Origin of the sequence: Mycolicibacterium sp. MU0050 (assembly GCF_963378085.1) — a bacterium.
Taxonomy (GTDB): Bacteria; Actinomycetota; Actinomycetes; order Mycobacteriales; family Mycobacteriaceae; genus Mycobacterium; species Mycobacterium wendilense.
The window spans coordinates 2,440,508-2,467,317 of the sequence record NZ_OY726395.1 but is presented as its reverse complement, the minus strand read 5'-3'; the positions used below and the strand labels follow the sequence as shown (position 1 = coordinate 2,467,317).

28 protein-coding genes are annotated in these 26,810 nt (G+C 67.9%); 16 read left to right on the top strand and 12 right to left on the bottom strand.

Going from position 1 to position 26,810, the window contains the following annotated elements; all coding sequences use genetic code 11:
• Positions 1–109 precede the first annotated feature (109 nt).
• From R2K23_RS11550 to R2K23_RS11540, 3 genes are read right to left on the bottom strand one after another with little or no spacing between them, the layout of a single operon-like run.
• The gene (locus R2K23_RS11550; RefSeq protein ID WP_316516786.1) at positions 110–1,495 is read right to left on the bottom strand and encodes a flavin monoamine oxidase family protein; all 1,386 of its coding nucleotides are present in this window, start codon (positions 1,493–1,495) and stop codon (positions 110–112) included.
• Positions 1,479–2,402 (bottom strand): alpha/beta fold hydrolase, encoded by a 924-nt coding sequence (locus R2K23_RS11545; RefSeq protein ID WP_316516784.1) that lies wholly within the window; start codon positions 2,400–2,402, stop codon positions 1,479–1,481. Before R2K23_RS11545 ends, R2K23_RS11550 begins: the two co-directional genes overlap by 17 nt.
• Positions 2,395–3,942 (bottom strand): flavin-containing monooxygenase, encoded by a 1,548-nt coding sequence (locus R2K23_RS11540; RefSeq protein ID WP_316516782.1) that lies wholly within the window; start codon positions 3,940–3,942, stop codon positions 2,395–2,397. Before R2K23_RS11540 ends, R2K23_RS11545 begins: the two co-directional genes overlap by 8 nt.
• A gap of 221 nt (positions 3,943–4,163) precedes the next feature.
• Here R2K23_RS11540 and R2K23_RS11535 point away from each other — a divergent pair, with 221 nt between their 5' ends.
• From R2K23_RS11535 to R2K23_RS11520, 4 genes are all read left to right on the top strand, one after another.
• Positions 4,164–4,850 carry a transporter gene (locus R2K23_RS11535; RefSeq protein ID WP_316516781.1) on the top strand — a complete coding sequence of 229 codons (687 nt, stop codon included), beginning with the start codon at positions 4,164–4,166 and terminating at the stop codon, positions 4,848–4,850.
• Positions 4,847–6,190: an NAD(P)/FAD-dependent oxidoreductase gene (locus tag R2K23_RS11530; RefSeq protein WP_316516779.1), complete on the top strand. Its 1,344-nt coding sequence runs from the start codon at positions 4,847–4,849 to the stop codon at positions 6,188–6,190. The genes R2K23_RS11535 and R2K23_RS11530 overlap by 4 nt, the downstream gene beginning before the upstream one ends.
• Positions 6,191–6,322: 132 nt before the next feature.
• Positions 6,323–6,670, top strand: coding sequence for a VOC family protein (locus tag R2K23_RS11525; RefSeq protein WP_316516777.1), 348 nt, complete (start codon positions 6,323–6,325; stop codon positions 6,668–6,670).
• Positions 6,671–6,714: 44 nt separating this feature from the next.
• Positions 6,715–8,400, top strand: a complete 1,686-nt coding sequence (locus R2K23_RS11520; RefSeq protein ID WP_316516776.1) for a GMC family oxidoreductase — start codon at positions 6,715–6,717, stop codon at positions 8,398–8,400.
• A gap of 47 nt (positions 8,401–8,447) precedes the next feature.
• Here the strand turns inward: R2K23_RS11520 and R2K23_RS11515 are convergent, their stop codons facing one another.
• Complete coding sequence (locus R2K23_RS11515; protein WP_316517217.1) at positions 8,448–9,488, bottom strand: oxygenase MpaB family protein; 1,041 nt, start codon at positions 9,486–9,488, stop codon at positions 8,448–8,450.
• Positions 9,489–9,729: 241 nt separating this feature from the next.
• Between R2K23_RS11515 and R2K23_RS11510 the strand changes: the two genes are divergently transcribed.
• From R2K23_RS11510 to R2K23_RS11500, 3 genes are all read left to right on the top strand, one after another.
• Positions 9,730–9,876 carry a hypothetical protein gene (locus R2K23_RS11510; RefSeq protein ID WP_316516774.1) on the top strand — a complete coding sequence of 49 codons (147 nt, stop codon included), beginning with the start codon at positions 9,730–9,732 and terminating at the stop codon, positions 9,874–9,876.
• Between the two features lie 58 nt (positions 9,877–9,934).
• The gene (locus tag R2K23_RS11505; RefSeq protein ID WP_316516772.1) at positions 9,935–10,255 is read left to right on the top strand and encodes a hypothetical protein; all 321 of its coding nucleotides are present in this window, start codon (positions 9,935–9,937) and stop codon (positions 10,253–10,255) included.
• A gap of 78 nt (positions 10,256–10,333) precedes the next feature.
• Entirely contained in the window at positions 10,334–11,650 is a 1,317-nt protein-coding gene (locus R2K23_RS11500) for an HNH endonuclease signature motif containing protein (RefSeq protein WP_316516771.1), read from the top strand.
• Positions 11,651–11,778: 128 nt separating this feature from the next.
• Here R2K23_RS11500 and R2K23_RS11495 read toward each other — a convergent pair whose 3' ends face one another.
• Positions 11,779–12,258: a DinB family protein gene (locus tag R2K23_RS11495; protein ID WP_316516769.1), complete on the bottom strand. Its 480-nt coding sequence runs from the start codon at positions 12,256–12,258 to the stop codon at positions 11,779–11,781.
• A gap of 41 nt (positions 12,259–12,299) precedes the next feature.
• Positions 12,300–13,091: a lysophospholipid acyltransferase family protein gene (locus R2K23_RS11490; protein WP_316516768.1), complete on the bottom strand. Its 792-nt coding sequence runs from the start codon at positions 13,089–13,091 to the stop codon at positions 12,300–12,302.
• A gap of 281 nt (positions 13,092–13,372) precedes the next feature.
• On the opposite strand from R2K23_RS11490, the gene R2K23_RS11485 reads away from it, so the two are divergent.
• On the top strand, positions 13,373–13,699 hold the full coding sequence (locus tag R2K23_RS11485; protein ID WP_316516767.1) for a hemophore-related protein: 327 nt from the start codon (positions 13,373–13,375) through the stop codon (positions 13,697–13,699).
• A gap of 61 nt (positions 13,700–13,760) precedes the next feature.
• Here the strand turns inward: R2K23_RS11485 and R2K23_RS11480 are convergent, their stop codons facing one another.
• Positions 13,761–13,952 (bottom strand): hypothetical protein, encoded by a 192-nt coding sequence (locus tag R2K23_RS11480; RefSeq protein WP_316516766.1) that lies wholly within the window; start codon positions 13,950–13,952, stop codon positions 13,761–13,763.
• Between the two features lie 385 nt (positions 13,953–14,337).
• Between R2K23_RS11480 and bla the strand changes: the two genes are divergently transcribed.
• Entirely contained in the window at positions 14,338–15,237 is a 900-nt protein-coding gene (gene bla / locus R2K23_RS11475; protein ID WP_316516765.1) for a class A beta-lactamase, read from the top strand.
• A 10-nt stretch (positions 15,238–15,247) separates the two neighbouring features.
• Positions 15,248–15,613 (top strand): DUF3253 domain-containing protein, encoded by a 366-nt coding sequence (locus tag R2K23_RS11470; protein WP_316516764.1) that lies wholly within the window; start codon positions 15,248–15,250, stop codon positions 15,611–15,613.
• 9 nt (positions 15,614–15,622) lie between these two features.
• On the opposite strand, the gene R2K23_RS11465 is transcribed toward R2K23_RS11470, so the two are convergent.
• From R2K23_RS11465 to R2K23_RS11455, 3 genes are all read right to left on the bottom strand, one after another.
• Complete coding sequence (locus tag R2K23_RS11465; protein WP_316516763.1) at positions 15,623–16,153, bottom strand: hypothetical protein; 531 nt, start codon at positions 16,151–16,153, stop codon at positions 15,623–15,625.
• A gap of 114 nt (positions 16,154–16,267) precedes the next feature.
• Positions 16,268–18,520 (bottom strand): catalase/peroxidase HPI, encoded by a 2,253-nt coding sequence (gene katG / locus R2K23_RS11460; protein WP_316516762.1) that lies wholly within the window; start codon positions 18,518–18,520, stop codon positions 16,268–16,270.
• Positions 18,510–18,983: a Fur family transcriptional regulator gene (locus R2K23_RS11455; RefSeq protein ID WP_316516759.1), complete on the bottom strand. Its 474-nt coding sequence runs from the start codon at positions 18,981–18,983 to the stop codon at positions 18,510–18,512. Before R2K23_RS11455 ends, katG begins: the two co-directional genes overlap by 11 nt.
• Before the next feature lie 160 nt (positions 18,984–19,143).
• On the opposite strand from R2K23_RS11455, the gene R2K23_RS11450 reads away from it, so the two are divergent.
• From R2K23_RS11450 to R2K23_RS11425, 6 genes are all read left to right on the top strand, one after another.
• On the top strand, positions 19,144–19,302 hold the full coding sequence (locus R2K23_RS11450; protein ID WP_316516758.1) for a hypothetical protein: 159 nt from the start codon (positions 19,144–19,146) through the stop codon (positions 19,300–19,302).
• A gap of 133 nt (positions 19,303–19,435) precedes the next feature.
• Positions 19,436–20,059, top strand: a complete 624-nt coding sequence (locus R2K23_RS11445; protein ID WP_316517216.1) for an FKBP-type peptidyl-prolyl cis-trans isomerase — start codon at positions 19,436–19,438, stop codon at positions 20,057–20,059.
• Between the two features lie 237 nt (positions 20,060–20,296).
• A complete protein-coding gene (locus R2K23_RS11440) occupies positions 20,297–21,838 on the top strand; it encodes a serine hydrolase domain-containing protein (RefSeq protein ID WP_316516756.1) in 1,542 nt (513 codons plus the stop codon).
• A 167-nt stretch (positions 21,839–22,005) separates the two neighbouring features.
• A complete protein-coding gene (rox, locus tag R2K23_RS11435; RefSeq protein ID WP_316516754.1) occupies positions 22,006–23,478 on the top strand; it encodes a rifampin monooxygenase in 1,473 nt (490 codons plus the stop codon).
• A gap of 94 nt (positions 23,479–23,572) precedes the next feature.
• Positions 23,573–24,325 (top strand): cutinase family protein, encoded by a 753-nt coding sequence (locus tag R2K23_RS11430; protein ID WP_396893451.1) that lies wholly within the window; start codon positions 23,573–23,575, stop codon positions 24,323–24,325.
• 30 nt (positions 24,326–24,355) lie between these two features.
• Complete coding sequence (locus R2K23_RS11425; protein ID WP_316516752.1) at positions 24,356–24,721, top strand: RNA-binding S4 domain-containing protein; 366 nt, start codon at positions 24,356–24,358, stop codon at positions 24,719–24,721.
• Between the two features lie 7 nt (positions 24,722–24,728).
• Here R2K23_RS11425 and R2K23_RS11420 read toward each other — a convergent pair whose 3' ends face one another.
• Together R2K23_RS11420 and R2K23_RS11415 are read right to left on the bottom strand one after the other, a co-directional pair.
• On the bottom strand, positions 24,729–26,306 hold the full coding sequence (locus R2K23_RS11420; protein WP_316516751.1) for a threonine/serine exporter family protein: 1,578 nt from the start codon (positions 26,304–26,306) through the stop codon (positions 24,729–24,731).
• A 37-nt stretch (positions 26,307–26,343) separates the two neighbouring features.
• Positions 26,344–26,808, bottom strand: coding sequence for an SRPBCC family protein (locus tag R2K23_RS11415; RefSeq protein ID WP_316516750.1), 465 nt, complete (start codon positions 26,806–26,808; stop codon positions 26,344–26,346).
• Positions 26,809–26,810: the final 2 nt, after the last annotated feature.

Here is a 26,810-nt window from a genome sequence, read left to right as displayed (position 1 = left end):
GAGGCGCTGGCACACTGACCGGATCGCCTCAGCGACCTCGGGAGTCGGCGGCGGCCACAATTCGTCCATACCGGCCAGTCTGCCCGGACGTCGCGGCGACGAACAGAAGCTACGTCGACGATTCGCTCTCGACGCTCAGGAGCGCCGCGACCTGCTCGGCGGCCCGCACACCTGTCAGGATGGCCCCGTTCATGGTTCCGACCCATTCCCCGGCGGTTTCGGTGCCGGCCCAGTGGATGCGCCCGTGCGGCCGCGTGAGTGCGTCGCCGTAGCGCACGGAGGCATTCGGCGCAGCAGCCGGATGGGGGCCACCGGGAGCGGAAGATTCTGTGCCCCAGCAGTGGTCGACATAGTCGATGGGGTTGCCCGCTTGGGCGCCGTACAGGTCGACCAATTGTTTGACGACCAGGTTGCGTCGCGTCGCCGGGCTGAGGCCGTCGTAGCACCCCGGGGCGCAGAACGCCATCAAGATGCCCGGTCCGCCATCAGGTGACACGTCGAAAGTGATGAACACCGGCCCGGTGTCGGTCACTGCCTCACCGGACAGTCCGTCGTTGCGCCAGAACGGCGTTTCATAGGCAACGAACGCCTTGCTGAGCGCGCCCATGGGGAAGGTCCTGGAGAGCCCCTCGAACATCTCCGGCAACGCCGGCTGGAACTCGATGTGGGCGCGGTGTTCGGGCGCTGCGGTGACGATGGCGTACCGGGCGCGGATCACCGCCGCATCGGTGTAGACCGTGACGCCGGTTTCGTCGTGGCAGATCCGCCGCACCCGCGCGTCCAACACCACCCTGTCCTCGAGCGCGGCGGCAAGCCGCTTGGCGATCTCTTGGGTGGTTTCGGTGACGCGGTCTTGTTGCTGCCCGCCGTCGACGGCGAGCATGTGATCGAGCCCGCCCACGGCCTGGATGTAGCGCAAGACGTGCAGCAGTGACACGTCCGCCGGACTGCAGCCCCACTGCACCTTGCTGACGATGGCCATCAGCGCTCGGGTGCTGGTCGCGGCCTGCTGGCGGTCAAGCCATTCACCGAACGAGATCGAATCGAGTTCACCGGCGTTCGGGGACTTCCACGCGGCGTCGACGTCGATGGATTCCAGCAGATTTTCCAGGGCCGGTTGGACGCGCGCCAGGTCCGCCAAGTCCACCGGTCCGACCATCGGAAGCGTCCCGGTCCAGGTGTGACGTTGCCCGGCCATCCACAAGACGTTGACGCCCTCGTCGAACTGTCTGGTGGTGGAGCACCCCAACCGAGCCATGAGATCACGTACCGCGGTGTGGCGTTCGGCGACCCACGTCGCGCCGAAGTCGACGTCAACCCCGGCGACCTCGCCGGACAGTGATCGTCCACCGACCCGGTCCCGGCCTTCCACGACCAGTACCGACAGGCCCGTGCTCACGAGCCGTTCTGCGGCGCTCAGCCCGGCAAAGCCCGCACCGACGATCACGACATCGCCCGACACGGCCTTGGATTGGCAATCAATGGATTTCGACATGTTTTCCTCCCTGGCTGACACGGTGCGCGTGCTGCGAAATGTAGGTGGTGATCGGGTCGACGAGGGCCTCCGAGATGTGATGACCCATGCCAGTAATGACGACGTGCTGCGCCCTGCGGATCGCTGCCACCGTGGCGGCGCCACCACCGGGGTCCACCATCAGGTCTCGATCACCGTTGATGACCAGCGTCGGCGCCGCGATCCGGCGGATTTGGGCGGTGCGGTCTCCGGAGGACTGGATCGCCTGAATCTGGCGGGCCACGCCGGCGGCCTGATCCCCGCCGCTGCGATCCCAGGCGCGCGCCGCGATGGCGGCCTCTGCGGCGTCATGGATCGGGTACGCCGTTCCGGCGATGTGGCCGGTGATACGTAGGTGTGCGCGCACCGCGGCGGTTCTGGTTCGTGCCGGCGGACCCATCAACAACCGGATGGTGGACAGCGCCGGCCGACCGACCTTGCGCGCCCCGGTCGTCGAGTAAATGGAGGTCAGCGAAAGCACTCGCCGAGGTTCGGTCGCAGCCACCGTCTGCGCGATCATTCCGCCCATCGACCGACCGACGAGGTGAACCTGCGCAATCCCGAGATGGTCGAGCACGCCGACGCAGTCCCCGGCCATGTCCGCCAACGAATAACCATCGGGGCGGGGGCAGGCAAGAACCTGACGCCACATTCGGGGCGGCGGCGTTGCGACGAAGGTGGATCGACCGACGTCCCGGTTGTCCATCACGATGACCCGAAACCGCTGCGCAACAAGCGCTCCGACAAAGGGCCCGGTCCAAGAGGTGAGGTCCTCGCCCAGTCCGCCGACGAGCAGGATGGGCGGGTTGGCCGCGTCGCCGAAGTCACGGAAGCAGATGGTCAGCCCGGATGGTAGGGGCGCGTACCGATCGACGTTCTCGTCAGACATTTGCCCGGTGCCGTTCATCGCGCCGCCGCGACGTCGACTCGGCGGCTGCGAACTCGAGGTTCTCGTCGGCTACCGGGCCGCGTAGTGCCTTGGCGTCTTCCTGGTAGGACATCGCCATCCGCCACGGGGCGCCCGGGCCCTGCTTGGGCAGAATCGCCGCGGCGCGCTTGGCGTACCCCGACTGCAGGTCCATCACAGGTCGGCGGTCCATTCCCGGCAGCGGGCGCGGAACCACTCGGCTGTACCCGCGGGCGTCTATGTGCTTGACCAGGTCGATGAAGTAGCGACACATCACCCCGATCTTCAGCGTCCAGGACGACGTCGTATACCCGATGGCCATCGCCCAGTTCGGGATTCCGCTCAACAGCATCCCGCGATAGGCGACGGAGTCTGCGATGTCGATCTCCTGCCCGTCGACCACGATCGGCATGCCGTCGAAGAGCCGCATGGTCAACCCGGTCGCGGTCACGATGATGTCGGCTTCGATCTCCTCGCCCGACTTCAGCACAATGCCGCGGTTGCTGAATCTCGCGATCGAGTCGGTGACGACGGACGCCTTGCCGGCGCAGATCGCGTCGAAGAAGTCGCCGTCGGGCGCCGCGCACAGCCGCTGGTCCCACGGGTTGTAGGGCGGGTTGTAGGGCGGGTTGAAGTGCTTGTCGACATCGAATCCCTCTGGGAGACGCTTGATGTTCTCGCGCCGGATCAGCCGCCGCCCTGCTGTCGGGAATGTCCGGAGGCCCTTGACGATTGCCCATTCGGTCCAGATGTTCTTGAATCTCGTCGCCGCATACCCGCGCTCGGCGCCCAGAAGTTTCGTCAGCGCGACCGCGACCCGGTCGACGCGAGGAACCGGCATGATGTAGGTCGGGGTGCGCTGGAGCATTGTCACGTGGTGGGCTGCGCCGCTGCCCGTCACCATCGCCGGCACCATCGTGACCGCCGTCGCGCCGCTTCCGATGATGACCACCCGCTTGCCGCTGTAGTCGAGCTTCTCCGGCCAGTGCTGGGGATGGACCACCAACCCCTGAAAGTCGGCGCGGCCCGGAAACTCCGGTGAGAACCCCTGGTCGTACCGGTAGTAGCCGGTGGCCGCGAAAACCCAGCCGGTGCGGATCGTCTTGGTGCTGGTCGCGCCGGTGACGGGATCGGCCGCTTCCACGGTGAGGGTCCACTTCGCGTCCGCCGAGGACCATTCCGACCGCACGACCCGATGCCGGAAGTGAATGAGACGTGCCAGGTTGTTTTCGTCGATCGTCTCCTGCAGGTACTCCCGGATGAGGTGCGCGTCGGCAATCGCCGACTCGTGACGCCATGGCTTGAACTCGTAGCCGAAGGTGTGCAGGTCGGAATCGGAGCGGATTCCCGGGTAGCGGAACAGATCCCACGTGCCACCGATGTTGTCCCGGGCCTCCAGCACGCACAGCGACTTGGCCGGCAGCCCGCGACTGAAGTACGCCGCAGCACCGATTCCCGAGATTCCGGCCCCGATGATGACGATGTCGAACTCCGCCACCTCGCGCAATGCCTCAGTTTTCATGGCCATCTCCTCGTTGTTCCCGTCGGCGATGGGTCCACTGTTTCCAACCCGTAGCGCTGGTCACAACGACACCGCGCACCTGCTTTTGACCGACCGGGTGCAACGTGCACCCGGGGTGCACCGTGCATCACCGTCGACGCGAACTGGTGCGCAATGTCGTTGTGACTGCAGCCACCCGACGGCGACAGTGGAGTCAACTCGATGACGGAAGGACCGCGGCGATGAAGGATCTGCTGTTTCTCGTGGCCGATGCCTGGTTGATCGCCGTGGGCTTCTGCTTCGGGTGGAAGTTCATCCGCAACTACGGCAACTACCTGCTCGGCCTGGAATGGATGGTCGTCGGGGTATCGGCCACCAACTTCCTCGTCGGTTCGTTGCTCGGCGCCGAAGACGGCAGCCTGCCCTACTCCGTCGCCTACTTCCTCGACGCGTTCTCACGATCGTTCGGGTTCACGCTCATCCTCGTACTGGGGTTCATGGCCGCGACTCACCGCTACAAGCCGCCCATCCCTGTCGACATCGGAGTGTTCGGGCTCGCCATCGCCGGTGGGCTGTATCTACGGGAGTTTCAGGACCAGACGCTCCATGTCGGTCCGGCCACGTTCTATCTCGTAGCCAACCTGCTCACCACGCTGTTCCTGGCCTACGTCGTCAAGCGGCTCTGGGCCATCGAGGCCAAACAGCTGGCCATCTGGACCGCCTTGGTCACCGCGGCGGCGACCACCATCGCTCTCACCTACGACTTCTTCCCCCTGCCCTTCGACGACGAGAACCGCACGTTCTTCTATACGGCCGCGCTGGCGACATGGGGCACCCAGGGGTTCATCTACTACTTCGCCTACCGCGCGCTGCACGCCCACAACGCTTCCCGCTCAGCGCCGCTCGAGAATGTAAGGGCACTGTCATGAGCACCGCCGACGTCGAGTACAGCACCTTCACCCGCTGGGTTGATCCGCCCACAGATATCCAGCCGGCCCTGACCGAAGACCTCACGTGCGATGTCGCGGTCATCGGCGGCGGTATGGGCGGCATGGCGACGGCCCTGCGGCTCGCCGGGCGCGGGCAGGACGTGGTGCTGCTGGAGGCAGAGTTCTGCGGTTACGGGTCCAGCTCACGCAACGGCGGGCAGATCGCCGGCGCACCCGGCGGCGATCTCCGGTTGCTCAAGCTCTTCTACCCCAAGCAGATACCGAACATGGTGCGGCTGGCCGAGAACGCCGCACACTTCGCCGAACGTCTCATCGAGGACCACAACATCGACTGCGACTACGTAGCCAACGGCATGGTGTTCGGCGCGGTATCGCCGGTCCAGATGCTTCGAGTCCGTGCCTGCGCCGCGATCCTGCGGCGTGCGGGTGGACGTGCGGTTGTCGGCACCAGCTCGGAGCTCGGGATTCCGGGTGCATTCGTCGGCGGGATGCGCGAGGGCGTGGGCGGGATGTTGAATCCCGGCAAGTTGAGCCTGGGTGTCCGTCGTGCGCTGCTGTCGACATCGGCTCGGGTGTTCGAGCGGACCAAGGTCACCGACGTCACGCGCGACGGTGACACGGTCGTGATCTCGACCGCGCAGGGCGACGTTCGTGCGAACAAGGTTGTGCTGGCAACGAATGCGTACTCCGGCGAATGGGACATCACCCCCAAGCGTCTTTCGATTCCGGCCTGGATCATCGAGGTGGAGACCGAGCCGATCGCCCCGGAGCGCATCGCCGCACTGGGGTGGACCAGCCGGTCGGGAGTAGTGACCCAGCACCAGATCATGACGAATTACCGGCTCACCGAACGCAACACCATCGTGTTCGGCGTTCGCCGGCTCGAACGCGGCAGGTCCTTCCCGCTGCCGGTGAAGGCGCCCGATCCGAAACTCGTCCAAGAACTCGCCGACGCATTCCACACCCGCTTTCCTTCCCTGGCTGACGTCAAGGTGGCGGGAGCGTGGGGAGGCTGGATCGCGATCACGTCGTCCTGGCTCTCGGTCGCCGGAAAGGCCGAGGACAATGTCTATTACCTGCTCGCCTGCAACGGACATGGCCTGGCCCAGGCGCCCTACGTCGGCACGCTCATCGCTGACCTGCTCGTGGACGGCACCCGACACGCAGATCTCGCGGGCATCTGGAAAGACCAACCCAGGTTCCCGCCGTTCATGATGATGGGCCGGCTCGGACTGCGCACCATCTGGGCTGTGGACCGCGTGTGCGACCTGCTCAATGGCAGCAAGCGCAGGGCCCGTCGGGCTGCGGCTTTGGCCTGAGCGGTCCTTCGCGCGGCCGGCTCGGACCGGGCCAGAGCGTCACATGCGGGATTGCATTCGGGGCAGCCGGGTAACGGGCTGCCAGCGAAACAACCGTCACCTGCACGGCCGGACAGCAGGCACAATCAGTTCATGCCCCCACCTCTGACGTCACTGGTGCTCTACGTGTCGGACCTAGACCGATCGAGTCGTTTCTACACCGATTTGGGTCTTGAGTTTCTGGAGGACGATCGCTGCGAAGAGAGTCCTCGGCGGTTGAGCGCCCTGTTGGGCGGGGACGCCATTCTGGAACTGCGCTGCTGCGGCGACGGTCCCCCGACCCGCACTCGGCTGGGGTTCGCGTTGCCGGATCCCGGCACCACGGGGGAGCGCGTCGGCGCGTTGCGCTACCCGGTGACCAACCGACGCGGAATGCTGGTCACGGCGCGCGATCCCGACGGCAACGTCGTCGAACTGACCCTGGCCGAAGGCAACGGCTGACCGACCAACACGCATCCGACGGCAAGAAGGGAAACAACCCGGCAATGGCCCCCGTCGCCGAATTCGACTTCGTCATCGTGGGAGCCGGCAGTGCGGGCTGCCTGCTCGCCAACCGGCTCAGCGCCAATCCGGACCACCGGGTGCTTCTGATCGAGGCCGGCGGCAACGACGATTGGTTCTGGATCAAGGTACCGGTGGGCTACCTGTACACCATCGCCAACCCCCGTACCGACTGGTGCTTCGCTACCGAAGCCGACCCGGGGCTGGCCGGCCGCAGCATCCACTACGCGCGGGGCCGCGTGCTCGGCGGTTGCTCGTCGATCAACGCCATGATCCATATGCGCGGCCAGGCCTCCGATTACGAGTTGTGGGCACAAGCCACCGGCGACCAGCGATGGCTGTGGGGTGGCCCGGGTAGTCCCGGCGAGACGCTGGCGATCTACAAGGAGCTCGAGGACTACTTCGGCGGGGCCGACGAGTGGCACGGGGCCGGCGGGGAGATCCCCGTGGAACGGCCGCGGGTGCGCTGGAAGATCCTGGACTCCTGGCAGGCGGCCGCCGCCCAGGTGGGCATCTCCCCCATCGATGAGTTCAACCGCGGCGACAACGCCGGCAGCGCGTATTTTCACGTCAACCAACGACGAGGCCGTCGCTGGTCGATGGCCGATGGCTTCCTGCACCCCGTCGCCCACCGACCCAACCTCACCGTCTACACCCACACCCAGGCGTTGAAGCTGCTGCTGGACAACCACGTTCGCGACGCCCAGCGTCGCGGCGCCTGGACCACGGCCCAGCACCGTGCCACCGGTGTACGGCTGCTCAAAGACGGTCAGGTGATCGACGTCGCGGCCCGTCGGGAGGTGATTTTGAGCGCCGGAGCAATCGGCTCGCCGCAGCTCATGCAGCTCTCGGGCCTGGGCCCGGCTGGGCTGCTGAGCCAGCATCAGGTGCCGGTGGCCGTCGATCTACCCGGGGTGGGCGAGAACCTGCAGGACCACCTGCAGCTGCGCACGGTGTACCGGGTGCGGGGCGCCCGAACCGTGAACACGCTCTACCGGAACTGGATCACCCGCGCAGGCATGGGACTTCAGTACCTGTTACTGCGCTCGGGACCCCTCACCATGCCGCCCTCCACGCTGGGCGCCTTCGCCAAAAGCGATCCCGCGCTGGCCAGTCCGGATCTGGAGTGGCACGTGCAGCCCCTGTCGTTGGCTAAGTTCGGTGAACCGCTGCATCGGTTCGGGGCCATCACTCCCTCGGTCTGCAATCTCCGACCCAGCTCGCGGGGGCATGTGCGGATAGCCGGCGCGGATCCGCTGGCAGCTCCGAAGATTTCGTGTAACTACCTGTCCACTGACGCCGATCGCCAAACGGCCGTGCGCGGCCTGCGGATGACCCGCGAGATCATGGCGGCGCCTCCCCTGGCCCGCTACCGCCCCGAGGAGTTGCTTCCCGGGCCGCAACTGGTGAGCGACGATGACCTGCAGCAGGCCGCCCGTGAACTCGGGACCACCATCTTCCATCCGGTGGGCACCTGCGCGATGGGAGCCTTTGACACGCGCGGTCTTCCGCGCTCCGCTGCCACGGTGCTCGACACCGACTGCCGCGTGCACCGCGTCGCCGGCCTGCGGGTCGTCGATGCCTCCGCCATGCCCACCATCACCTCCGGGAACACCAACGCGCCGGTCATGCTGATCGCCGAGCGCGCAGCGCGGGCGATCCTGGGATGAGTCCGGTCATCCGGGTGGCGTCGCAGGATCCGACCGAGTTCGACTTTTCAGCGCGGCGCTAACGACGAGGTGCGCTGGGCCCGGCTTTCGCGAAGTGCCCGCTGGGCCGACTCCAGCGTGATCTTGCGTGGATCGACCCCTTCGCGCTCGAAGCCTCTCAGCGCTATCGGCAAGTAGTAGAACTTCAGCGGAAGGATGCGCTCGAGGACCGCATTGACCCGCCGATACATACGCATGAAGCGGCGCGACATCTGTTCGTCCTCCGGGGTCCACTCCACATTGAAGAGCTCCTGCACATGAGGCGGGAAGCTATTGACGACGACCTGCCGACGCGCGGCCACCCAGGGCCACACAAATTTCTTCATGATCGGCGGCCACCAGTGCGGAGCCAGGCGGCGTTCCACGAACTGTTCCAGCATGGTCTGAGTCACCTGCGAGTTCACCAGATGATTGCGCTCGATGTTGTCGAGGTACCGCTCGAAATCATCGTAGGTCTCCGGCTGCGGACCATCGTCCATCCCCCACATGCTGTACCACTCTTTGGATTCCTCGAAAATCTGCTCCTTCATCTCCCGCGGCATGGACCCCTCGAAATACAGCTGCTCGGTTACTCCTATCAGCAGGTAGTGGAAGAAGGTGACATGCGCGAAGTAGAAGGTTTCCGCATTCAGGGCGTGGTAGGTGCCGGACTGCAGAGTTCCTTTGATGGACTTGTGCATATTGCGAGTCTTCAGTCCGTATTTCTTGGCATCCTCCGGCGCGTCGTACACCGTGCCGTAAATGTATTCGCGAGATCTGCGAGTCCGCGCTTTGTATATTTTCGCGCGCGCGCTGAATGAGCTGTCCCCCGTGAAAAGAACAGAACTCGAGGTCGCTTGCCCCATCTGCGGCCATGCTCCCGCGATCGGGCCCATCACGCTGCTGCCGAAATACGTTACGTCGAGGCGTCCCCAATACTTCCAGGTCAGGGAATCCGCGGGAATCGGATGTTGAGCGAGGTCGTGCCGAGGCAGACTATCGTCACCGGTGAATTCCGTGACGCTGACGTCGGCCGGGACAACCGAAGCGGGATCGAAAGTCGTCTGCATGATTTTCTTGAGCGCCTTGAGACCCCGGACCGCCACGTCAACTCCTTGTCATTCGACTAACTCCGGCCCCGGCGGCTCACCTCCACCGCTGGTAGCTGACTGACTGTCCTTCTCACATAACCACCGCTTTTGCCGATGTGTATCCAAATTCATGAGATCACCGGGGATTCCAGTCCGTCACACCACGGGGCGCCCGTCCGTAATGCGCCCATCCGGGCGGCCGAAGGTGGACACTGGCGCTATGACCACTGCACTGTGGATCCTCGTGGCGGTGCTCGCCGTCGGCGCCATCGCCGGTGGGTTGTTGCGGATGCGGGCTTGGTTGCAGAAGCCGGTCCCGCCCGAGGTGATCGAGGCTGCGCACCGCGACGACGAGGACACCGATTAGGTCCGCAGAACGACGCCCCGGCGACGTGCTCACCCTGACATAGGCGGAAGGAAGCTCGATGGGCCTGTTCACGAGGAAGAAGAAGTCCACCCCGTTGGCGGACAGGGTCTATTACTCCACCCCGTTCGGGGAGACGACATCCGGGGACCCACGCCCGTTCCTATTTGCGCGCGACGGTGTCCTGTACGTCCCGCTGTTCCGAAGCCCAGACTCGATGAAGGATTTTTACGCGCAGGCCAACCGTGCTGCGTACATGATCCTCGAGGGCGACGTGCAGAGCGTGCTCAACACCAACAGTTCCGTCGAGGTGCTGCGCCAGGTCGGCGTCGTGATCGAGCCTCTGAGTGAGGATCCGGTCTTCATAGCGCCCAGTCCGTGAGATGGCCTGGTACGCCGACCGAAATGCGGTCTGACATGCGGAGCCTTTCTTGTCATACCCCTCTGCGATAGTGGGGTCATGTCCGGGAACGCGACCTCAGCCAGCAGCGAGGTCCTGCCCGGCGAACGCCTCGAGAAGCTCTTCGACGAGCTCGCCGAACTGACCGGCCAGCGCAACGCCATCGACGGCCGCATCGTCGCAATCACCGCCGAGATCGACCACGACGAACTCTGGGGCAACACCGGCGCACGATCCGTCGCCGCCCTCGTCGCCTGGAAGACCGGCGTCTCCCCCGCCAACGCCGAGACCATCGCGGCCGTGGCGCACCGCCTCGACGATTTCCCGCGCTGCACAGAACAACTCAGAGAAGGCCGGCTGTCCCTGGACCAGGTCGGCGTCATCGCCCAACGCGCCGGCGACGGATCCGACGCCCACTACGCCGAGCTGGCCCTCAGCGCCACCGTCCGCCAACTCCGCACCGCCATCAAACTCGAGCCCCGCCCCGAACCCGAATCCCAGCCCGAACGGCCACCCTCGATCACCAAAACCGTCGGCGCCCACTGCACCGACTGGCGCATCCGCCTACCCAACACCTGCTCAGCGCAATTCGACGCGGCCCTGCAGTCCCACCACGACGCCCTGATCGCCGAATGGAAAACCGACCGCGAGTCGGCAGGCGCGAGTAAGGGTGACGACCCCGACGACAACGATCCCAGCGCCGGCGATGACGGCACGCCGAAGCCCAATCCCCCGTTCCCCACCAACAGCGATGCCTTCATGCGCCTGGTCCAGACCTCTTGGGACGCCGAAGCCCAACGCCGGCCCCACGGCCACCGCACCACCGTCGTTGTGCACCTCGACATCAAAGACAAGCTCGCCGGCCTCCACCTGGGCCCGCTGCTGTCCGCCTCCGAACGCCAGTACCTGACTTGCGACGCCACCGCCGAGGTCTGGTTCGAACGCGACGGCGAAGTTCTCGGCGCCGGTCGCACCACCCGCACCATCAGCCGCCGGCTTCGACGCGCCCTTGAACACCGCCACCCCACCTGCGCCGTCCCCGGCTGCCCCGCCACCCGCGGCCTGCACGCGCACCACATCCGACACTGGGAGGACGGCGGACCCACCGAGCTGGACAATCTCGTCCTTGTCTGCCCTTACCACCACCGACAACACCACCGCGGCACCATCACCATCGCCGGCCCCGCCCCACAGATCACCGTCACCGACGCCGCCGGCGAACCACTGCACCCCGGGTCCCTGGCCCGACCACCCCAAAGCCCGCCACCGGCAGTCCCGCCCTGTCCCGGACCCACCGGCGAACGCGCCGACTGGTGGTGGTACCAACCCTTCGAACCCCAGCCCCCACCCGACCCGCCGTCCCCCGAATGCAACTAGACGACGTCACGCGTCAGGCCGAAACACTTGGGCCATCACAGCTTTGACGCACAGGGAGCCATCGGGATACGCGTCAGCAGTGACGAAATGGCTTGCGGCAAGGACTATTCGACCGCCGGGAAAGAGTCTCAGCCCGCGAGGATCTGCTCGCGCAGGATGTCGGCGTGGCCGCAATGATGCGCCAGTTCCCGCAGGACCTGCAGGTACACCCAGCGCAGCGTGCGCGGGCCACCCCGATGCCCGGTCACCACCGTCTCCAGGGGTAGCTCGGCGACCACGGCGCGCGCCGTCGCGCAGGCCTGTCGATACGCCGCGGTGACGGAGGCGACGGTGTCGTCGTCGGCGAGGCCGAAGGACTCGTCCACGCTGGCCACCAACCCGAGTTCCTGACGAGACGAACCGCCGACACACTCCTCGAACCAGACGCGCTGCATCCACGTCACGTGCTTGAGCAAGCCGAGCAGCGTCGTCTGCGAGGGAACCAGCCGACGCCGCGCCTGCTCCTCGGTGAGCCCGTCGAGGACCCGCTCGAACAGCCTGCGGTACTCCTCGACGAACGCGTCGAGCTGCGCTCGTTCGTCCTCCACCAGGACATCGAATGGACCCACGGGGCCTCCCCTCCACGGCCCCTCACCTTATGCCGAAAAGGTCAGCCCAGCACCGGGAACCGGCGCTCGACGGCCAGCCGGTCCAGCGACCGCTGCATCACCGAGCGCACATGCGCGTCCACCTCGTCGACGTCGGGGTCGTCGCCGAAGTCGGCGACAATGTCGATGGGGTCGAGCACCTCCATCACGATCTTCGACGGCAAGGGGACGTTCGGCGGGAAGAACACGCTGAGTCCGAACGGCCACCCGATGCTGATGGGCACGATGTCGAGACGGAACTTGGTCAGCCGCAGCAGCTTCGCCAGCCGGTGCCCGCGGGACAGGAACCACTGGGTTTCCTGGGCGCCGATAGAAACGATGGGTACCAGCGGAACCCCCGCCTGAACGGCGGTCCTGACGTATCCGGTGCGGCCGTTGAAGTCGATGACGTTGGCGGTCGAGGTGGGCCGATAGGCGTCATAGTCCCCGCCCGGGAACACCAGCACCAGCGCGCCGGAGTCCAGCGCGACGACCGCGTTCTCGGGGTTGGCCTCGATGACCCCCAGCCGGTTCATGACCAACGACAGCGGACCCATCAACACGCCGTAATGCGCCAGGGTGTGCAACGGTCGGTCGTAGCCGAAATGCCGGTAGAAGGCGGGCGCGAGCACCAGTACGTCGGGGGTGGCCATCCCCCCGGAGTGGTTGGCGACCAGCAGCGCCGGTCCGGTGGCCGGGATCCGCTCGATGCCGCGGACCTCGGTGCGAAACCACCCGCGCACCGCCGGCCCCAACCGCTGGACGACCTGCTCGGTGAACGCGGGGTCCCACGCGGACCGTTCAGTGCCACCCACCGCGTCCGTCCTCAGTTCGTGCCCACATCTCGATGTTCTCCCGTCGCGGTCAGCGGCGGGGCGCCCTGCAACACCCCAGCTCAACCGGGGGTTACCCGCAACAGCCCCGTTACACCGCTGGAATCTCGTAACGATTTCCGCGTGGCGGCCGAAGACCTACTGTGCGACCAACGTCGGCCCGGCGAATCAGTGAAACCTCGGGGCCTTCGGTGCTGTTAGCGTGTTTGACGGCCCTTCGAGGCGCCGGCGCGCGTAAACCCTGCTGTAGAAGGTGGACATAGATGAAGACCAAGATCATGCTCATGGCCGGAGTGACGACTGCCGCAGCGCTGTTCGGCGCGGGCGCCGCGTCGGCGCAGCCGGATGTGGAGGCGATCGTGAACTCGACCTGCACCTATCCCCAGGTGATGAACGCGCTGCGGGCGACCTCGCCCGAGACGGCCGCCGAGCTTGAGAGCAGCATGCTGGCCACCGGCTGGATTCAGAACCTGCTGGCCGCCGGACCCGATGAGCGCCGCGCCTCGATCGCCCAGCTGCAGGCCTACCCCCAGCTGAACGGGTACGCCTCGACGATCAACGCGGTCGCCTACAGCTGCCAGAACTACTGACCCGAAATACGACAGCGACCCTTCCCGCCTCGGCAGGAGGGGTCGCTGTCGTTCCGACCTGCTACGCCTCCGGCGTGGGCTCAGTCGGAGTGGTGTCGGGCTGCTGCACGGGGCCGGACTTGGCCTGCTTGCGCTGGGCGAGTTGATACCGCACCAGAGCGACCAAAGCCTTGGGATTGCGAGCGAACGCACCTGCAGCCTGAAGGCCCATCTTTACCTTTTGCCCAGCTGTCAGTTCCTGCGCTGGCTCCATGAATTTTCCTCCCTGTGATGTAGATCGCCTGAAAACGATATCGGAAGGCTTACGGCGGCGGGCAGCCACACCGCCCGACCCACCGCCGTGGTGACCTCACTGACCGGGAGCGCGCGCGACGGCGATGCGAATACCTCGCCCGCAACGATCGGTGCGGCGCCCGCCGCAGGGGTCCCGAGAATCGACTCCCTGCGCGCTCTCTCCTCGTCCGTTTGGCCGCGGCCGCGGATCGACTGGACCAGCCACGGCGCCAGCGCGGTCAGCACCCTGGCCGGACTGCTTCGCAAGATGTGCGCCTCACCCGGCGATTGACGCGGCGCTGCGTCTTCACGACACCCGGGCCCGCACCTGGCCGCGAAACGGATTGCCATGGTTCGCTACACCTATGACCACACCACTGACGCGCCGCCAGGCCCTCGTCGGCTTGGCCGCCGTGGCGGTGCTGGCGGGCTGCCGCCCCGCCGGTGCCCTCCCGCCCTCCCAGCCCGCTGACCGCCTCGACCTCGCCGGGATCGAGGACCGTCACGGTGCCCGTATCGGCATGTACGCCGTGGATCTGGGCTCCGGGACATCGCTGGCTCACGGCGCCGATGACCGCTTCGCGATGTGTTCCACGTTCAAGACCTATGCGGCCGCACGCGTCCTGCAACTCGCCGACCAGGACCGCCTGCAACTCGACACCCCGGTGCCGGTCACCGAGTCCGACATCGTCACGCACGCCCCGGTGACCGGTACCAAGGTGGGCCAGGCGATGTCGCTCGCCGAGTTGTGCGCCGCTGCGCTCATCGAGTCCGACAACACCGCGGGCAATCTGCTGCTGCGGACCATCGGTGGACCTTCTGCGATCACCGAGTTCGCGCGCAGCGTCGGCGACGACCAGACTCGGCTGGACCGGTGGGAAACCGAGCTCAACGCGGCCCTGCCCGGGGACCTGCGCGACACGACGACACCGCGCGCGCTGGGCATTGGCTATCGGGAGGTGCTCACCGGAACGGCGCTGTCCGACACCGCACGCGAACGGCTGCTGACCTGGATGCGGTCGAACATCACCGCCGGCAAGCGTTTTCGTGCCGCTCTTCCGCCCGGCTGGACCAGTGCCGACAAGACCGGGGCCGGCGATTACGGCACCACCAACGACGCCGGGCTTCTCATCGGCCCGGCCGGCCAGCGGGTGATCATGGTGGTGCTGACCCGCTCCCGCGACGATCAACCCGAGGCCGGACCGTACAACGACGCGATCGCGGAGACCGTGGACCTCACGCTCGAGGCACTCGGCCACCGTTAGGGAGGATGACGTGAGCGAACAGCTGCGCGCGGAACTGCGGAAGGCCAGCTCCGCCGGTGGACCCGCCGCGTCCGACGCCGACATCGCGCTCGGGACGGGTGCGCCACTGCGGCGCCTCGAGTCGGCGATGCGCGCACTGGCCGAACACCGCGGGCCTGACGGCAGCACCTGCCCCTCCGATGCGGCGCGGGCCGTCGGCGGCGACACCTGGCGCGAGCTGATGGACGACGCTCGCGACATTGCCCGACGCCTGGCCAAAGCCGGCGAGCTCACGGTCACCCAGGGCGACCGGGTTCTCGACCCGGACCTGCCGTGGCGGGGGCCCGTTCGCCTGCGCGCCGCCGATCCCGGCGGACGTACGGACGACGCCCGCTGAAGGTCAGCGTTACGGCGCGGGTTGCGGTGGCCCGGGCTGCACGTACTCGTATCCCGGCGGCGGCGGCCCGTCGATCGGGTAGTAGCCCTCCGGCAACGGCGGACCGCCGGTGTTCGGGGCCGCGGCCGTCGATTCGGTCTCCGAACCCGGCGCGTTCATCGACACGAACCCCGGCGGCAAGGCCGGCGCCGGGCCCGCTCCGGGCGGCGGCGGTGCGCCACCACCGGGAAGCTGAGCCGGATCGTCCATCAGGTAGTAGGGATTGCGGGCCTGATGCCACAGATCCCGCAGCGTGCCCAGCGGCCCCGAGCCGAATTGACCGTTGGACCCGTAACCGGGGTTCGCCATCTCCGGCACCGGCGGCGGTCCCGGGGGCAGCGGCGGGGCCGCGAGCGGGTCACCCGGTGGCGGGGTTGCCGGGTCGCCCGGCGGCGGTGGCGGAACGGGATCGGCGGCCGCCGGCCCGGCCACACCCAGGGTGATGCCGACGGCCGTCAGCCCCGCGACGGCGGCCAGCGCCAGGGGGTGCCTGTTGGTCATGAACCCGACGGTCCTCTCGGTTGGGTAGCAGCATCGTCGCACACATCCGCCACCCGCGACGTGTCGGCGGAAAGCCGTCGGGGCCCGGCGACGGCGCACCGGGCCCCGACGCGCTCAGTCCAGATCGAAGCGGTCGTTGTTCATCACCTTGACCCAGGCCGCGACGAAGTCCTCGACGAACTTCCCCTTGTTGTCGTCCTGCGCGTAGACCTCGGCCAGGGCGCGCAGTTGGGAGTGCGAACCGAAGACCAGGTCGTTGGCGGTGGCGGTCCACTTCGTCTGACCCGTCGCGCGGTCGACGCCCTCGTAGACGTTCTCCGCCGTGGAGCCCTTCCACTCCGTGTTCATGTCGAGCAGGTTGACGAAGAAGTCGTTGGTCAACACTCCGGGACGGTCGGTGAACACGCCGTGGCGGCTGCCGCCATGGTTGGTGCCGAGCGCCCGCAGCCCGCCGATCAGCACCGTCAGTTCCGGTGCGGTCAGGTTCAGCATGTAGGCGCGGTCCACCAGCAGCCGCTCCACCTGCGTTTTCTCGCCTGGACGCAGATAGTTGCGGAACCCGTCGGCCCGCGGTTCGAGGACCGCGAACGACTCGACATCGGTCTGCTCCGGTGTGGCGTCGGTGCGTCCCGGTGCGAAGTGCACCTCGATCTCGAAGCCGGCGTCCTTGGCCGCCTTCTCGACCGCGGCCGAGCCGGCCAGCACGATCAGATCCGCCAACGAGATCTTCTTCCCGCCCGAGGCCGAGCTGTTGAAGTCCTGTTGGATCTGCTCGAGCCCGGCGAGCACTCGGGCCAGCTCGGAGGGCTCATTGACCTCCCAATTGCGTTGCGGCTCAAGCCGGATGCGCGCCCCGTTGGCACCGCCGCGCTTGTCGGTGCCCCGGAAGCTGGCCGCCGACGCCCATGCCGTCTTGATCAGCTGGGACACCGAGAGGTCCGATTCCAGGACCGAGCTCTTCAGCGTCGCGATGTCCTGGTCGTCGACCAGCGGATGATCGACCGCCGGCACCGGGTCCTGCCACACGTAGGTTTCCTGCGGCACCCACGGACCCACGTAACGCGACACCGGGCCCATGTCGCGGTGCAACAGCTTGAACCACGCCTTGGCGAACGCCTCGGCCAACTCCTCGGGGTGATCGAGCCAGCGCTTGGTGATCTCGCCGTAGATCGGGTCGAAGCGCAGCGAAAGATCCGTGGTCAGCATCGACGGATGCGTCTTGCCGGGGCCGTGCGGCTCGGGCACCGAGTTGGCCCAGCCGTTGTCCTTCGGCTTCCACTGCCAAGCGCCGGCGGGGCTCTTGGTCAGCTCCCACTCATTGCTGTACAGGATCTCCAGGAAGCTGTTGTCCCACTTGGTCGGAGTGTGGGTCCAGATCACCTCCAGACCGCTGGTGATGGTGTCGGCGCCCTTGCCGGAGCCGTAGGCGCTCTTCCAGCCCAGTCCCTGCTGCTCGATGGGCGCGCCTTCCGGCTCGGGGCCGAGCAGGTCGGCATCGCCGGCGCCGTGGGTCTTGCCGAAGGTGTGGCCGCCGACGATCAGGGCGGCGGTCTCCTCGTCGTTCATCGCCATCCGGCCGAAGGTCTCGCGGATGTCCTTGGCGGCCGCCATGAAATCCGGTTCGCCCTCGGGCCCTTCGGGGTTGACGTAGATCAGGCCCATCGTGGTGGCGCCGTACGGCTCATCGAGTTCCCGTTCACCGGTGTACCGCTTGTCGGTACCCAGCCAGGTGTCCTCGAAGCCCCACAGGGTTTCCTCCGGCTCCCAGATGTCCTCGCGGCCGAAGGCGAAGCCGGCGGTCTTGAAGCCCATGGACTCCAGGGCGACGTTGCCCGCCAGCACGATCAGGTCGGCCCAGGACAGCTTGTTGCCGTACTTCTGCTTGATCGGCCACAGCAGCCGGCGCGCCTTGTCCAGGCTGACGTTGTCCGGCCAGCTGTTGATCGGCGCGAACCGCTGCGCGCCCTGGCCGCCGCCGCCGCGGCCGTCGTGAATGCGGTAGGTGCCCGCCGAGTGCCAGCTCATCCGGATGAACAGGCCGCCGTAGTGACCCCAGTCGGCCGGCCACCAGTCCTGGGAGGTGGTCATCAACTCGACGAGGTCGCGTTTGAGTGCCTCGGCGTCGAGGCTCTTGACCTGTTCGCGGTAGTTGAAGTCCGCCCCCAACGGGTTGGCCTTCTCGGTCTGGGCGTGCAGCACCGAGACGTCGACCTGGTTGGGCCACCAGTCCTGGTTCTTCAGCGGTGCATGGGCTTTCGGCTTGGGAGACGGAACCGCCGGGTTCTCGCTCTCGCTGCGGCTGGCGGTCTTGGTATCGGAGTGCGGCGGGCGGGCATCAGAGGTGTCGGACACGTTCTTACCTTTCATCGGGGGTGGTGGGGCTGCGGTCGGGAACTTCTCGTGCGGTGGTGCAGGTGGGACAAAATCCCCAATAGATGACCTCGGCTTCGTCGATGGCGAACCCGGCCAGGGAACCGTCGTCGGCGGCGGTCAGACAGGGCGTGTCGCCGACGGCACAATCGACGTCGACGATCGCGCCGCAGGAGCGGCACACCACGTGGTGGTGGTTGTCCCCCACCCGGGTCTCGTACCGGGCCAGCGAGCCGTTGGGCTGAATCCGGCGGACCAGTCCGGCGGCGGTCAGCGCGTTGAGCGCGTCGTACACGGTCTGGTGCGATACCTCCGGCAGGCGACTACGGGTCGCGCGGATGATGGTGTCGGTCTCGGCATGAGGATGCTCGCTCACAGCAACCATCACCGCGAGCCGGGGGCGGGTGACCCGAAGTCCGGCCGCCCGCAACATGCTGGTCACATCGGGGGCCTCAGCCATTCTCCCGAGTGTGGCGCGCCATTTTGAAACTATCAAGTATTTGGCGATATTGGTTGTGCGCCTGGGTGTTTCAAGGTGTCAGCGGCGTCCTGCGGGCCGCAAGATTCGATGTTTAGAGGTACGCCACAGCGGGTACCGCTGGCCTTCGAAGGAGGCACCCATGGGTAAACACAAGGATGACACCGGCTCCGGCCCCCAGCCCGGGCAGGAACCGCCGGCCCCGGGACCGACCGATCAGGGCGGCAAGGGTGGAATGGCGACTCGTGAGGTCGCCCCCGACATCGCCGAACCCAGCCCCGACCAAAAGCAGCGGGACTGATCCGGCTCCCGGTCCGGGCGGCTCGCGGCGCGCGGACGGCCGGGTAAATCCGTCCGATCCGGCCGGGTGTTCGCGGGGTCTGTCCCCCGGCGGGACCGGCCTCTGTAGCGTGACAGGCGTGAATTCCTCTCGCATACCCTCCTCCTTCACGCTCGTGGCCGGTGCCGCGATGGTCGCCCTGACGCTGAGCGCCTGCGGCTCCTCCGACACCGACACCGACGCCGCCGCGACGACCACCACCGCCCCGGCCGCCGAGTCCATCACGACCACCGTTTCCGAGACCACGGTCGCGGCCAGCGAGTGCCCCACCACCGCACCGGCTGACGGCGTGACACCCGACTGGAACCTGTCCGGGTCCACGGGCAGCGTCGCGGTCACCGGCGCCACCGAGTCCTCGGCGCCAGCGGTAACCGTCGAGGCGCCGTTCAGCGTGACCGAGACCCAGGTGCAGACGCTGCAGGCCGGCGACGGCCCGGTGGTGTCCGACACCGCCACCGTCCTGGTCTGCTACATGGGCGTCAACGGCCGCGACGGCTCGGTGTTCGACAGCACCTACGAACAAGGTGCGCCGATCGACTTCCCGCTGGGCGGTGTCATCCCCGGCTTCCAGAAGGCCATCGCCGGGCAGACGGTGGGATCCACCGTCGGCGTCGCGATGACCTCCGCCGACGGCTATCCCGAGGGGCAGCCCGGAGCCGGAATCCAGCCCGGCGACTCGTTGGTCTTCGCCATCAAGATCCTCGACGCCACCGCCTGACGCACCGTCGTCGACACCGCCGTGGTCGAGTAGCCCCGTTGCTACTCGCCCGCGGCGGTCGTCGTTTTCGGACCCGGACACCGCCTCACCCCCTGGGAAGCAGGCGATTTCGTCGCTCCATGAGGGCACCCGGCGACCACGTCGGTCGAGTTTGGCGATCCGCACCGCAGGGGCACGGTCATTGCTATGGTGGGCGCGCTCAGGGAAATTGACGCGCACACAAGGAAACGTGAAGCCGTGCAACGCGATTGCGGTGACGCCTACCGCCAGAGGCAATTGTCCCGCCGATCCGTGCTGCGGGGCGCCGCCGGCGGTCTGGCGGCGGCGTTGTTCGCCGGCACCGCGACAACGGCGGGGTGTGGCCGCACCGCGTCGGCACCTGAGGACGAACTGTTCGCCGAGCTCGACGCGAAGATCGAAGAGCTGATGGCCGCCTACGCGGTTCCGGGGGTCGCCGTCGGCGTATGGCACCGTGGCCGCGAGCATCTGCGGGGATTCGGTGTCACCGACATCGAGCAGCCCGAGCCCGTCACCCCGGACACCCTGTTTCGCGTGGGCTCGACCACCAAGACGTTCACCGGCACCGCGTTGATGCGCCTGGTCGATTCCGGTGAGATGGTCCTCGACGAGCGGGTCCGGACCTACCTACCCGATTTCCGCACCGCCGACGCCGAGGTGGCCGACCGCGTCACCGTGCGTCAGTTGCTCAACCACTCCGCCGGTTGGCGCGGCGACTACTACGAAGACTTCGGACCGGGCGACGACGCGCTGGCGAGATACACCGCCGGGATCGCGACGCTGCCGCAACTGACACCGCCGGGCACCACGTTCGCCTACAACAACGCGGCCGTCACAATGGCCGGCCACGTCATCGAGAAGGTCACCGGCCTCGGCTACGAACAGGCGGTGCGCGAGCTGGTCCTGGATCCGCTGGGGCTCGAACACAGCGGCTTCTTCGCCGACGAGCTGCGCGCCGTGCCCAGCACCGCCTCCCACCACGTCGTCGACGGGCAGGCCGTGCTGAACCGGCAGGCCTGGGACATGCCCCGGTCGCTGCACCCCACCGGTGGCCTCATCTCCACCGCCCGCGACCAGCTCCGCTACGCGCGCTTCCACCTCGGCGACGGCACCGACCCGCAGGGGCGGACCCTGCTGACCACCGACTCGCTGCTGGCCATGCGGTCGGAGCCCGGGCCGAGCGGCACCCTGACCGTCGAGGTCGACGGCACGGGGGTGACCTGGCACCTGCGACCGACCGCCGAGGGCGTACCGGTGATCATGCACGGCGGCGCGTGGCCCGGTCAGCAGTCCGGGTTCTATTTCGTGCCGGACCGCGACTTCGCCCTGACCCTGCTGACCAATTCCGACGGCGGAGATCGGCTGATCGCCGACATCATGTACGACGACTGGGCGCTACAGCGTTTCGCCGGCCTGCACAATCTGCCCGCCCGGGTGCGGGACCTGACGCCGGGCCAGTTGGCCGACTACGAAGGCCGCTACACCAGCGAAGAGATCGGCGAGGACGGCACGCTCACCCGCACCGACACCCTGCTCACCGCCGACGCCGGTCGGTTGCGTCATCGGGTGTTGTCCCCGGCCGGCGAACCCGTCGCCGCGGAGCCGCACACGCCGACCCATCTGGGGTTCTACCGAGACGACCACGTCCTGCACCAGGACCGGGCCGGCAACTCACTGCACAACCGCTCCGATTTCGTACGGGATGAGACCGGCCGGGTGCGCTGGCTGCGAATGGGCGGCCGGCTGCATCGCCGCCACTGACGTGAGGCCGATCCGACGCTGCCGCAGAGCCCCGCGTCACCGCCTCACCTTCAACATATAGCGCACCCCGGGGCTTGCGGCAAGACCCGGGGGATGCTGCAGAATCATCGCTCCTGGCTCCAGAACCATTGGAGTACAACGACTCTCACAGACGTAGGGGGATGCGGATGAATTTTGACGTGATCGTCGTCGGCGGCGGACCGACCGGCATGATGCTGGCCGGCGAGCTGCGGCTGAACGGGGTCCGGGTGCTCGTGCTCGAAAGGGACCGCCGACCCGGGAGTTTCGTCCGTGCGCTGGGACTACATGTGCGCAGCATCGAGCTGTTGGACCAGCGGGGCATCCTCGAACGATTCCTGGCGCTCGGCACGCCCCATCCGCTGCGCGGGTTTTTCGCCGGCATCGACAAACCCGCCCCGACCGACCTGGACACGGCGCACGGCTACGTCCTGGGAATACCTCAACCCGTCGTCGACCGGCTGTTGGCTGAGCGGGCCGCCGAATTGGGCGCCGAGATCCGCCGCGGCACCGAGGTGGTTGCCGTGACCCAGGACGACACCGGTGTCAGCGTCGAGGTGGCCGACGGCCCGGCGCTGCGGGCCCGCTACCTGGTGGGCGCCGACGGAGGTCGCAGCACCGTGCGCAAACAGCTGGGCGTGGCGTTCCCCGGGGAGCCGGCCAAGACCGAAACGCTGCTCGGTGAGCTGGCAGCCACCGCGGACCCGGCCGAGATCGCCGCGGTGACAGCCGAGGTCCGCCGAACCCAATTACGTTTCGGCGCAATGCCCCTCGGCGACGGCACGTATCGGATGGTGGCCCCCGCCGCCGCGGTGAGCCCGGACGGCGCCGCGCCGTCGCTGGACGAATTCCGGGCCCAGCTGCATGCGGTCGCCGGAACCGACTTCGGCGTGCACTCCCCGCGGTGGCTGTCGCGGTTCGGCGACGCCACCCGTTTGGCCGAGCGCTATCGCGTCGGGCGGGCGCTGCTGGCCGGCGACGCCGCCCACATCCATCCGCCCCCCGGCGGGCAGGGCCTCAACCTCGGCATCCAGGATGCCGTCAATCTCGGCTGGAAGCTGGCAGCACAGGTGAAAGGTTGGGCGCCAACAGAATTGCTGGACACCTACCACCGCGAACGCCACCCGGTGGCGGGCGAGGTGCTCAACAACACCCGGGCGCAGATGGAACTGATGTCCACCGACGCCGGACCGCAGGCGGTGCGCCGGCTGATCGCCGAGCTGATGGACATCGGAGAAGTCAACCGCCGGCTGATCGGAAAAATCACCGCCATCGACGTTCGCTACGAGCTCGGCGACGAGCACCCCTTGATCGGCCGGCGGCTGCGCGACCTGCCCGTGGGTGACCGCGGCCGCCTGTACTCGCTCATGCACCGCGGGCGGGGACTCCTCCTGGACCGGTCGGGGCGGCTCTCGGTTGCGCCGTGGGCTGATCGCGTCGATCACGTCGTCGCCGACAGCCCGGAGCTGGACCCACCGGCCGTGCTGTTGCGGCCCGACGGTCACGTGGTGTGGGCGGGCTGCGACCGACCCGTCGACCAACGCGCACTCGAGCGCCGCCTCACCACCTGGTTCGGACATCCGAGCCCGCGCGGGACACGCCCGCCGAGCAGCCGTTCTTGACGACCGTTTGAAGCCGCAACACCATGGGTACTGCCTTCTTGCTTCCGCCCCGCCGACCCAGGTATCCGAGCTGCGCATCCGAAGGAGTCCGCCCGTGAACGTTCGTCAGGCCGTCCGGTTCGTCGCCGCCGCGTTGCTGACCGCGGGGACCGTGACGATGGGCACCGTCGTGCCGGTGGCGTCGGCCGAGCCTGTGCCGCCGCCTGCGCCGGCTCCGGCCCCGGCGCCGCCGTGCCCCGACATCGAAGTGGTCTTCGCCCGCGGCACCACCGAACCCCCCGGCCCCGGAATGACCGGGCAGGCCTTCGTCGACGCGCTGCGCGCCCAGGCCGGCGACCGCACGGTCGCGGTGTATCCGGTCAACTACCCCGCCAGCAGCGACTTCGCCAACCGCATCGCATTCGCCCAGACCGTCGTCGACGGCATCAAGGACGCCGGGGCCCACATCGAGGCCACCGCGGCGGCCTGTCCTGACACCCGGATCGTGCTGGGCGGATACTCGCAGGGCGCGGTGCTGGCCGGCTTCGTGACCGCCAACGAGATCCCCGACGGCATCCCCGACGAATACCTGTCCTACCTCCCCAATCCCCTGCCGGACTCGGTGGCCGAGCACGTGGCCGCCGTGGTGTTGCTGGGTAAGCCCTCCAACGAGTGGCTGGCGCGCTACGACGCCCCGAGGCTGACCGTCGGCCCGTTGTACGAAGCGAAGACTATCGATCTGTGTGCGCCCGGCGACTCCATCTGCAATGGCAACCCCGGCGGGATCCCGACACTCGAGCACACGTTGTACCCGGTGAACGGCATGCTCCAGGAGGCCGCGGCCTTCACGGTCGCCCAACTTGGCTGACCGCCGCACCGACGGTCCATGATGGGTGGCATGGAGTCGACCCGTGTTGATCGCTGGCTGTGGGCGGTGCGGCTGACCAAGACCCGCCCCGATGCCGCGGCGGCGTGCCGCGGCGGGCACGTACGGGTCAACAACCGTCCCGCCAAACCCTCGACCATGGTTTCCCCCGGCGACGAGGTCCGCGCGCTGGTGGGCACCCGGACACGGATCGTCGAAGTGGTACGGGTGATCCAGAAACGCGTCGGGGCGGCCGACGCGTCGACCTGCTACCTCGACCGCAGCCCCGCCCCGCCGCCGGCCGCGGCCATCCCGGTCGCCGCGCGCGACCGGGGCGCCGGGCGACCCACCAAACGGGACCGCCGCATGCTGGACAAGTGGCGCGCGGCGCAGGGTTGACGAACCGCTACCGGTCCCCCGCCTCGCCCTCCGACTCGGATCCGTCGTCGGCGGCGACGGTTTCGGTCTCGGGCTCCAACGCGACACTGCGCGACTTCATCCGGCGCAGACCCCGCCGGGCGGCGCTCTCGCTCGGGCGCAGGTGCACCACGCGGCCCACGGCGCGGCGCAGACCGGGCGGGCCGTCGATGCGGACGAAATCGCCGACGCGCCCGGCGCGGTAGCGCAGCGGCGAGAGCAGCAACTCGCCCATGACCACCCCGGCGCCGATGGCCAGCGCCACCGCCGCCGCGGCCATCAACTGGGCCAGCCCGGCATCGAAGTTCTCCTCCACCGCGAAATTGAAGACCGCCCGGAAGATCGCCAAACCCGGCAGCATCGGTGTGATGCCCGCGGTCGCCGTGACCAGGGCGGGTGCCTGCCGACGGATCGAGACCAGGGTGGCCAGCAGACCCACCCCGACGGCGGCGACACCGGTGGCCATCACCTGGCCGAACTGCGCGTTGCCCAGGGCGATCAACACCAGTTGGGCGGTCCCGGCCGCGAACGCGGCGGTGACCACCGAACGCAGCGGCGCGTAATACGCCAGCGTCAGGCAGGCCCCGGCCAGCGACGCGCCCAGCACGGCGATCAGGATCTGCGCCGGTTGGCTTGGGGTGACGAACGATTCGGTGGCGTCGACATGCAACTGCATGCGGATACCCAGCAGGGTCGCGATCTGCAGGCCGGCGACGATCCCGACCACGATGCCCGCGGTCAGGAACAGCGCGTCGCCGAGCCGCGCCGTCGCGGTCACCATGTACCCGGTCAGCGCGTCCTGCACCGAGCCGACGAGGGTCATGCCGGAGAGCAGCACCACGATGCCGGTCGCGACCATGACCGTGGGCCCCTGGTCGGCAAAACGATAGGCCGCCACCGCGACCAGCGTGGCGATCGCGGCCCCCAGCGCGTGGTAGAAGAACAGCGGCGCCCCGGCGCGCAACAGCCACCGCCCCACCTGGTCGATGACCGCGGAGGTGATGGCGGCCAGGATGCAGGTCAGCCAGCCGCCGCCGAGCAGCATCGCGATGCCGAGCGCGAATCCCGCCCACCCGGCGCTGGCGAACCACCGCGGATACGGATGCGGCTGCGTGGTCACCTCGTCCATGGCGACGTGCGCCTCGTCGACCGAGACACCGCCGGCGGTGATCCGCCGGACCAACCGGTCGAGGTCCGCGAGACGGGTGTAGTCGGTCGCCCGGGTGCGCACCGCCCGCACGATGGTCAGCGGCGGGCTGTCCGCCGTCGGCGGCGCCGAGACCATGATCGTGTTGAACGTGATGTCGACGACGCAGTCGGTGAGCTGGTAGGCCTGGGCGACGTCCTGGGCCGTCGCCACCACGTCGGCCGTACCCGAACCGGACGACAACATGACCTCGGCGAGCCGAATCGTCAGGTCGAGAACCTTGCGGGTGTGAACGTCTCCCATTCCGCCGGCGACCCTGTTCCGCTGCCCCGCGCCGGTGGCGGGATCACGCCGTCCCCGCAGGGCCATCTGCAGGCCCCGACGAAGGCGCGCTCCACCGGGTGAAAGATCTTCCGCCATTACCCTTGGAGGATACTGACGGTCACGCCTCGACCGGTCAGCCCTTCTCGAGGATCGCCTTGATGGCGGTCAGGGTCGCGGGGATCCCGGACTCGGCCGCCAGGCGCCGCTTCTCGATCTCGTCCTCGGCCGTGTCGCCGAAGACCTCGTGGAATCCGGCCACACCGGCGGGCAGCAGCTTCCACGACTCGGTCAGGCGGGTGCCGCCGTTTTCCGGTTCCAGCGTGTAGCCCCAGTACACCCAGCCGTTGTTGACCTCCCAGGCGAATTCGCGGCCATCGGTGGCGGCGACGACCTGGCTGCGGGTTTCCCAGGTCTGTTCCGGCGTTTCGTTGCGGCCGGTGAACCAGGCGCCGACCTGCGGGCCCGCGCCCTCGTCCCACCAGCAGCTCCGACAGATGGGGCTCCACTCCCCGGTCCGGGTGACATCGGAGACCAGCGCATAAATCTGCTCCGGGGTGGCGTCGATCGAAATGGACTCGGACATCTCAAGATTCGTCATGG

What these genes read in the sequence shown, in the direction of transcription:
- R2K23_RS11540 (WP_316516782.1), bottom strand. Translation starts at nt 3,942, where the DNA reads ATGAAAACTGAGGCATTGCGCGAGGTGGCGGAGTTCGACATCGTCATC.
- bla (WP_316516765.1), top strand. Translation starts at nt 14,338, where the DNA reads ATGACCACACCACTGACGCGCCGCCAGGCCCTCGTCGGCTTGGCCGCC.
- katG (WP_316516762.1), bottom strand. Translation starts at nt 18,520, where the DNA reads ATGAAAGGTAAGAACGTGTCCGACACCTCTGATGCCCGCCCGCCGCAC.
- R2K23_RS11485 (WP_316516767.1), top strand. Translation starts at nt 13,373, where the DNA reads ATGAAGACCAAGATCATGCTCATGGCCGGAGTGACGACTGCCGCAGCG.
- R2K23_RS11550 (WP_316516786.1), bottom strand. Translation starts at nt 1,495, where the DNA reads ATGTCGAAATCCATTGATTGCCAATCCAAGGCCGTGTCGGGCGATGTC.
- R2K23_RS11415 (WP_316516750.1), bottom strand. Translation starts at nt 26,808, where the DNA reads ATGACGAATCTTGAGATGTCCGAGTCCATTTCGATCGACGCCACCCCG.
- R2K23_RS11465 (WP_316516763.1), bottom strand. Translation starts at nt 16,153, where the DNA reads ATGACCAACAGGCACCCCCTGGCGCTGGCCGCCGTCGCGGGGCTGACG.
- R2K23_RS11520 (WP_316516776.1), top strand. Translation starts at nt 6,715, where the DNA reads ATGGCCCCCGTCGCCGAATTCGACTTCGTCATCGTGGGAGCCGGCAGT.
- R2K23_RS11480 (WP_316516766.1), bottom strand. Translation starts at nt 13,952, where the DNA reads ATGGAGCCAGCGCAGGAACTGACAGCTGGGCAAAAGGTAAAGATGGGC.
- R2K23_RS11510 (WP_316516774.1), top strand. Translation starts at nt 9,730, where the DNA reads ATGACCACTGCACTGTGGATCCTCGTGGCGGTGCTCGCCGTCGGCGCC.
- R2K23_RS11545 (WP_316516784.1), bottom strand. Translation starts at nt 2,402, where the DNA reads ATGTCTGACGAGAACGTCGATCGGTACGCGCCCCTACCATCCGGGCTG.
- R2K23_RS11505 (WP_316516772.1), top strand. Translation starts at nt 9,935, where the DNA reads ATGGGCCTGTTCACGAGGAAGAAGAAGTCCACCCCGTTGGCGGACAGG.
- R2K23_RS11425 (WP_316516752.1), top strand. Translation starts at nt 24,356, where the DNA reads ATGGAGTCGACCCGTGTTGATCGCTGGCTGTGGGCGGTGCGGCTGACC.
- R2K23_RS11420 (WP_316516751.1), bottom strand. Translation starts at nt 26,306, where the DNA reads ATGGCGGAAGATCTTTCACCCGGTGGAGCGCGCCTTCGTCGGGGCCTG.
- rox (WP_316516754.1), top strand. Translation starts at nt 22,006, where the DNA reads ATGAATTTTGACGTGATCGTCGTCGGCGGCGGACCGACCGGCATGATG.
- R2K23_RS11530 (WP_316516779.1), top strand. Translation starts at nt 4,847, where the DNA reads ATGAGCACCGCCGACGTCGAGTACAGCACCTTCACCCGCTGGGTTGAT.
- R2K23_RS11525 (WP_316516777.1), top strand. Translation starts at nt 6,323, where the DNA reads ATGCCCCCACCTCTGACGTCACTGGTGCTCTACGTGTCGGACCTAGAC.
- R2K23_RS11535 (WP_316516781.1), top strand. Translation starts at nt 4,164, where the DNA reads ATGAAGGATCTGCTGTTTCTCGTGGCCGATGCCTGGTTGATCGCCGTG.
- R2K23_RS11515 (WP_316517217.1), bottom strand. Translation starts at nt 9,488, where the DNA reads ATGCAGACGACTTTCGATCCCGCTTCGGTTGTCCCGGCCGACGTCAGC.
- R2K23_RS11500 (WP_316516771.1), top strand. Translation starts at nt 10,334, where the DNA reads ATGTCCGGGAACGCGACCTCAGCCAGCAGCGAGGTCCTGCCCGGCGAA.
- R2K23_RS11450 (WP_316516758.1), top strand. Translation starts at nt 19,144, where the DNA reads ATGGGTAAACACAAGGATGACACCGGCTCCGGCCCCCAGCCCGGGCAG.
- R2K23_RS11455 (WP_316516759.1), bottom strand. Translation starts at nt 18,983, where the DNA reads ATGGCTGAGGCCCCCGATGTGACCAGCATGTTGCGGGCGGCCGGACTT.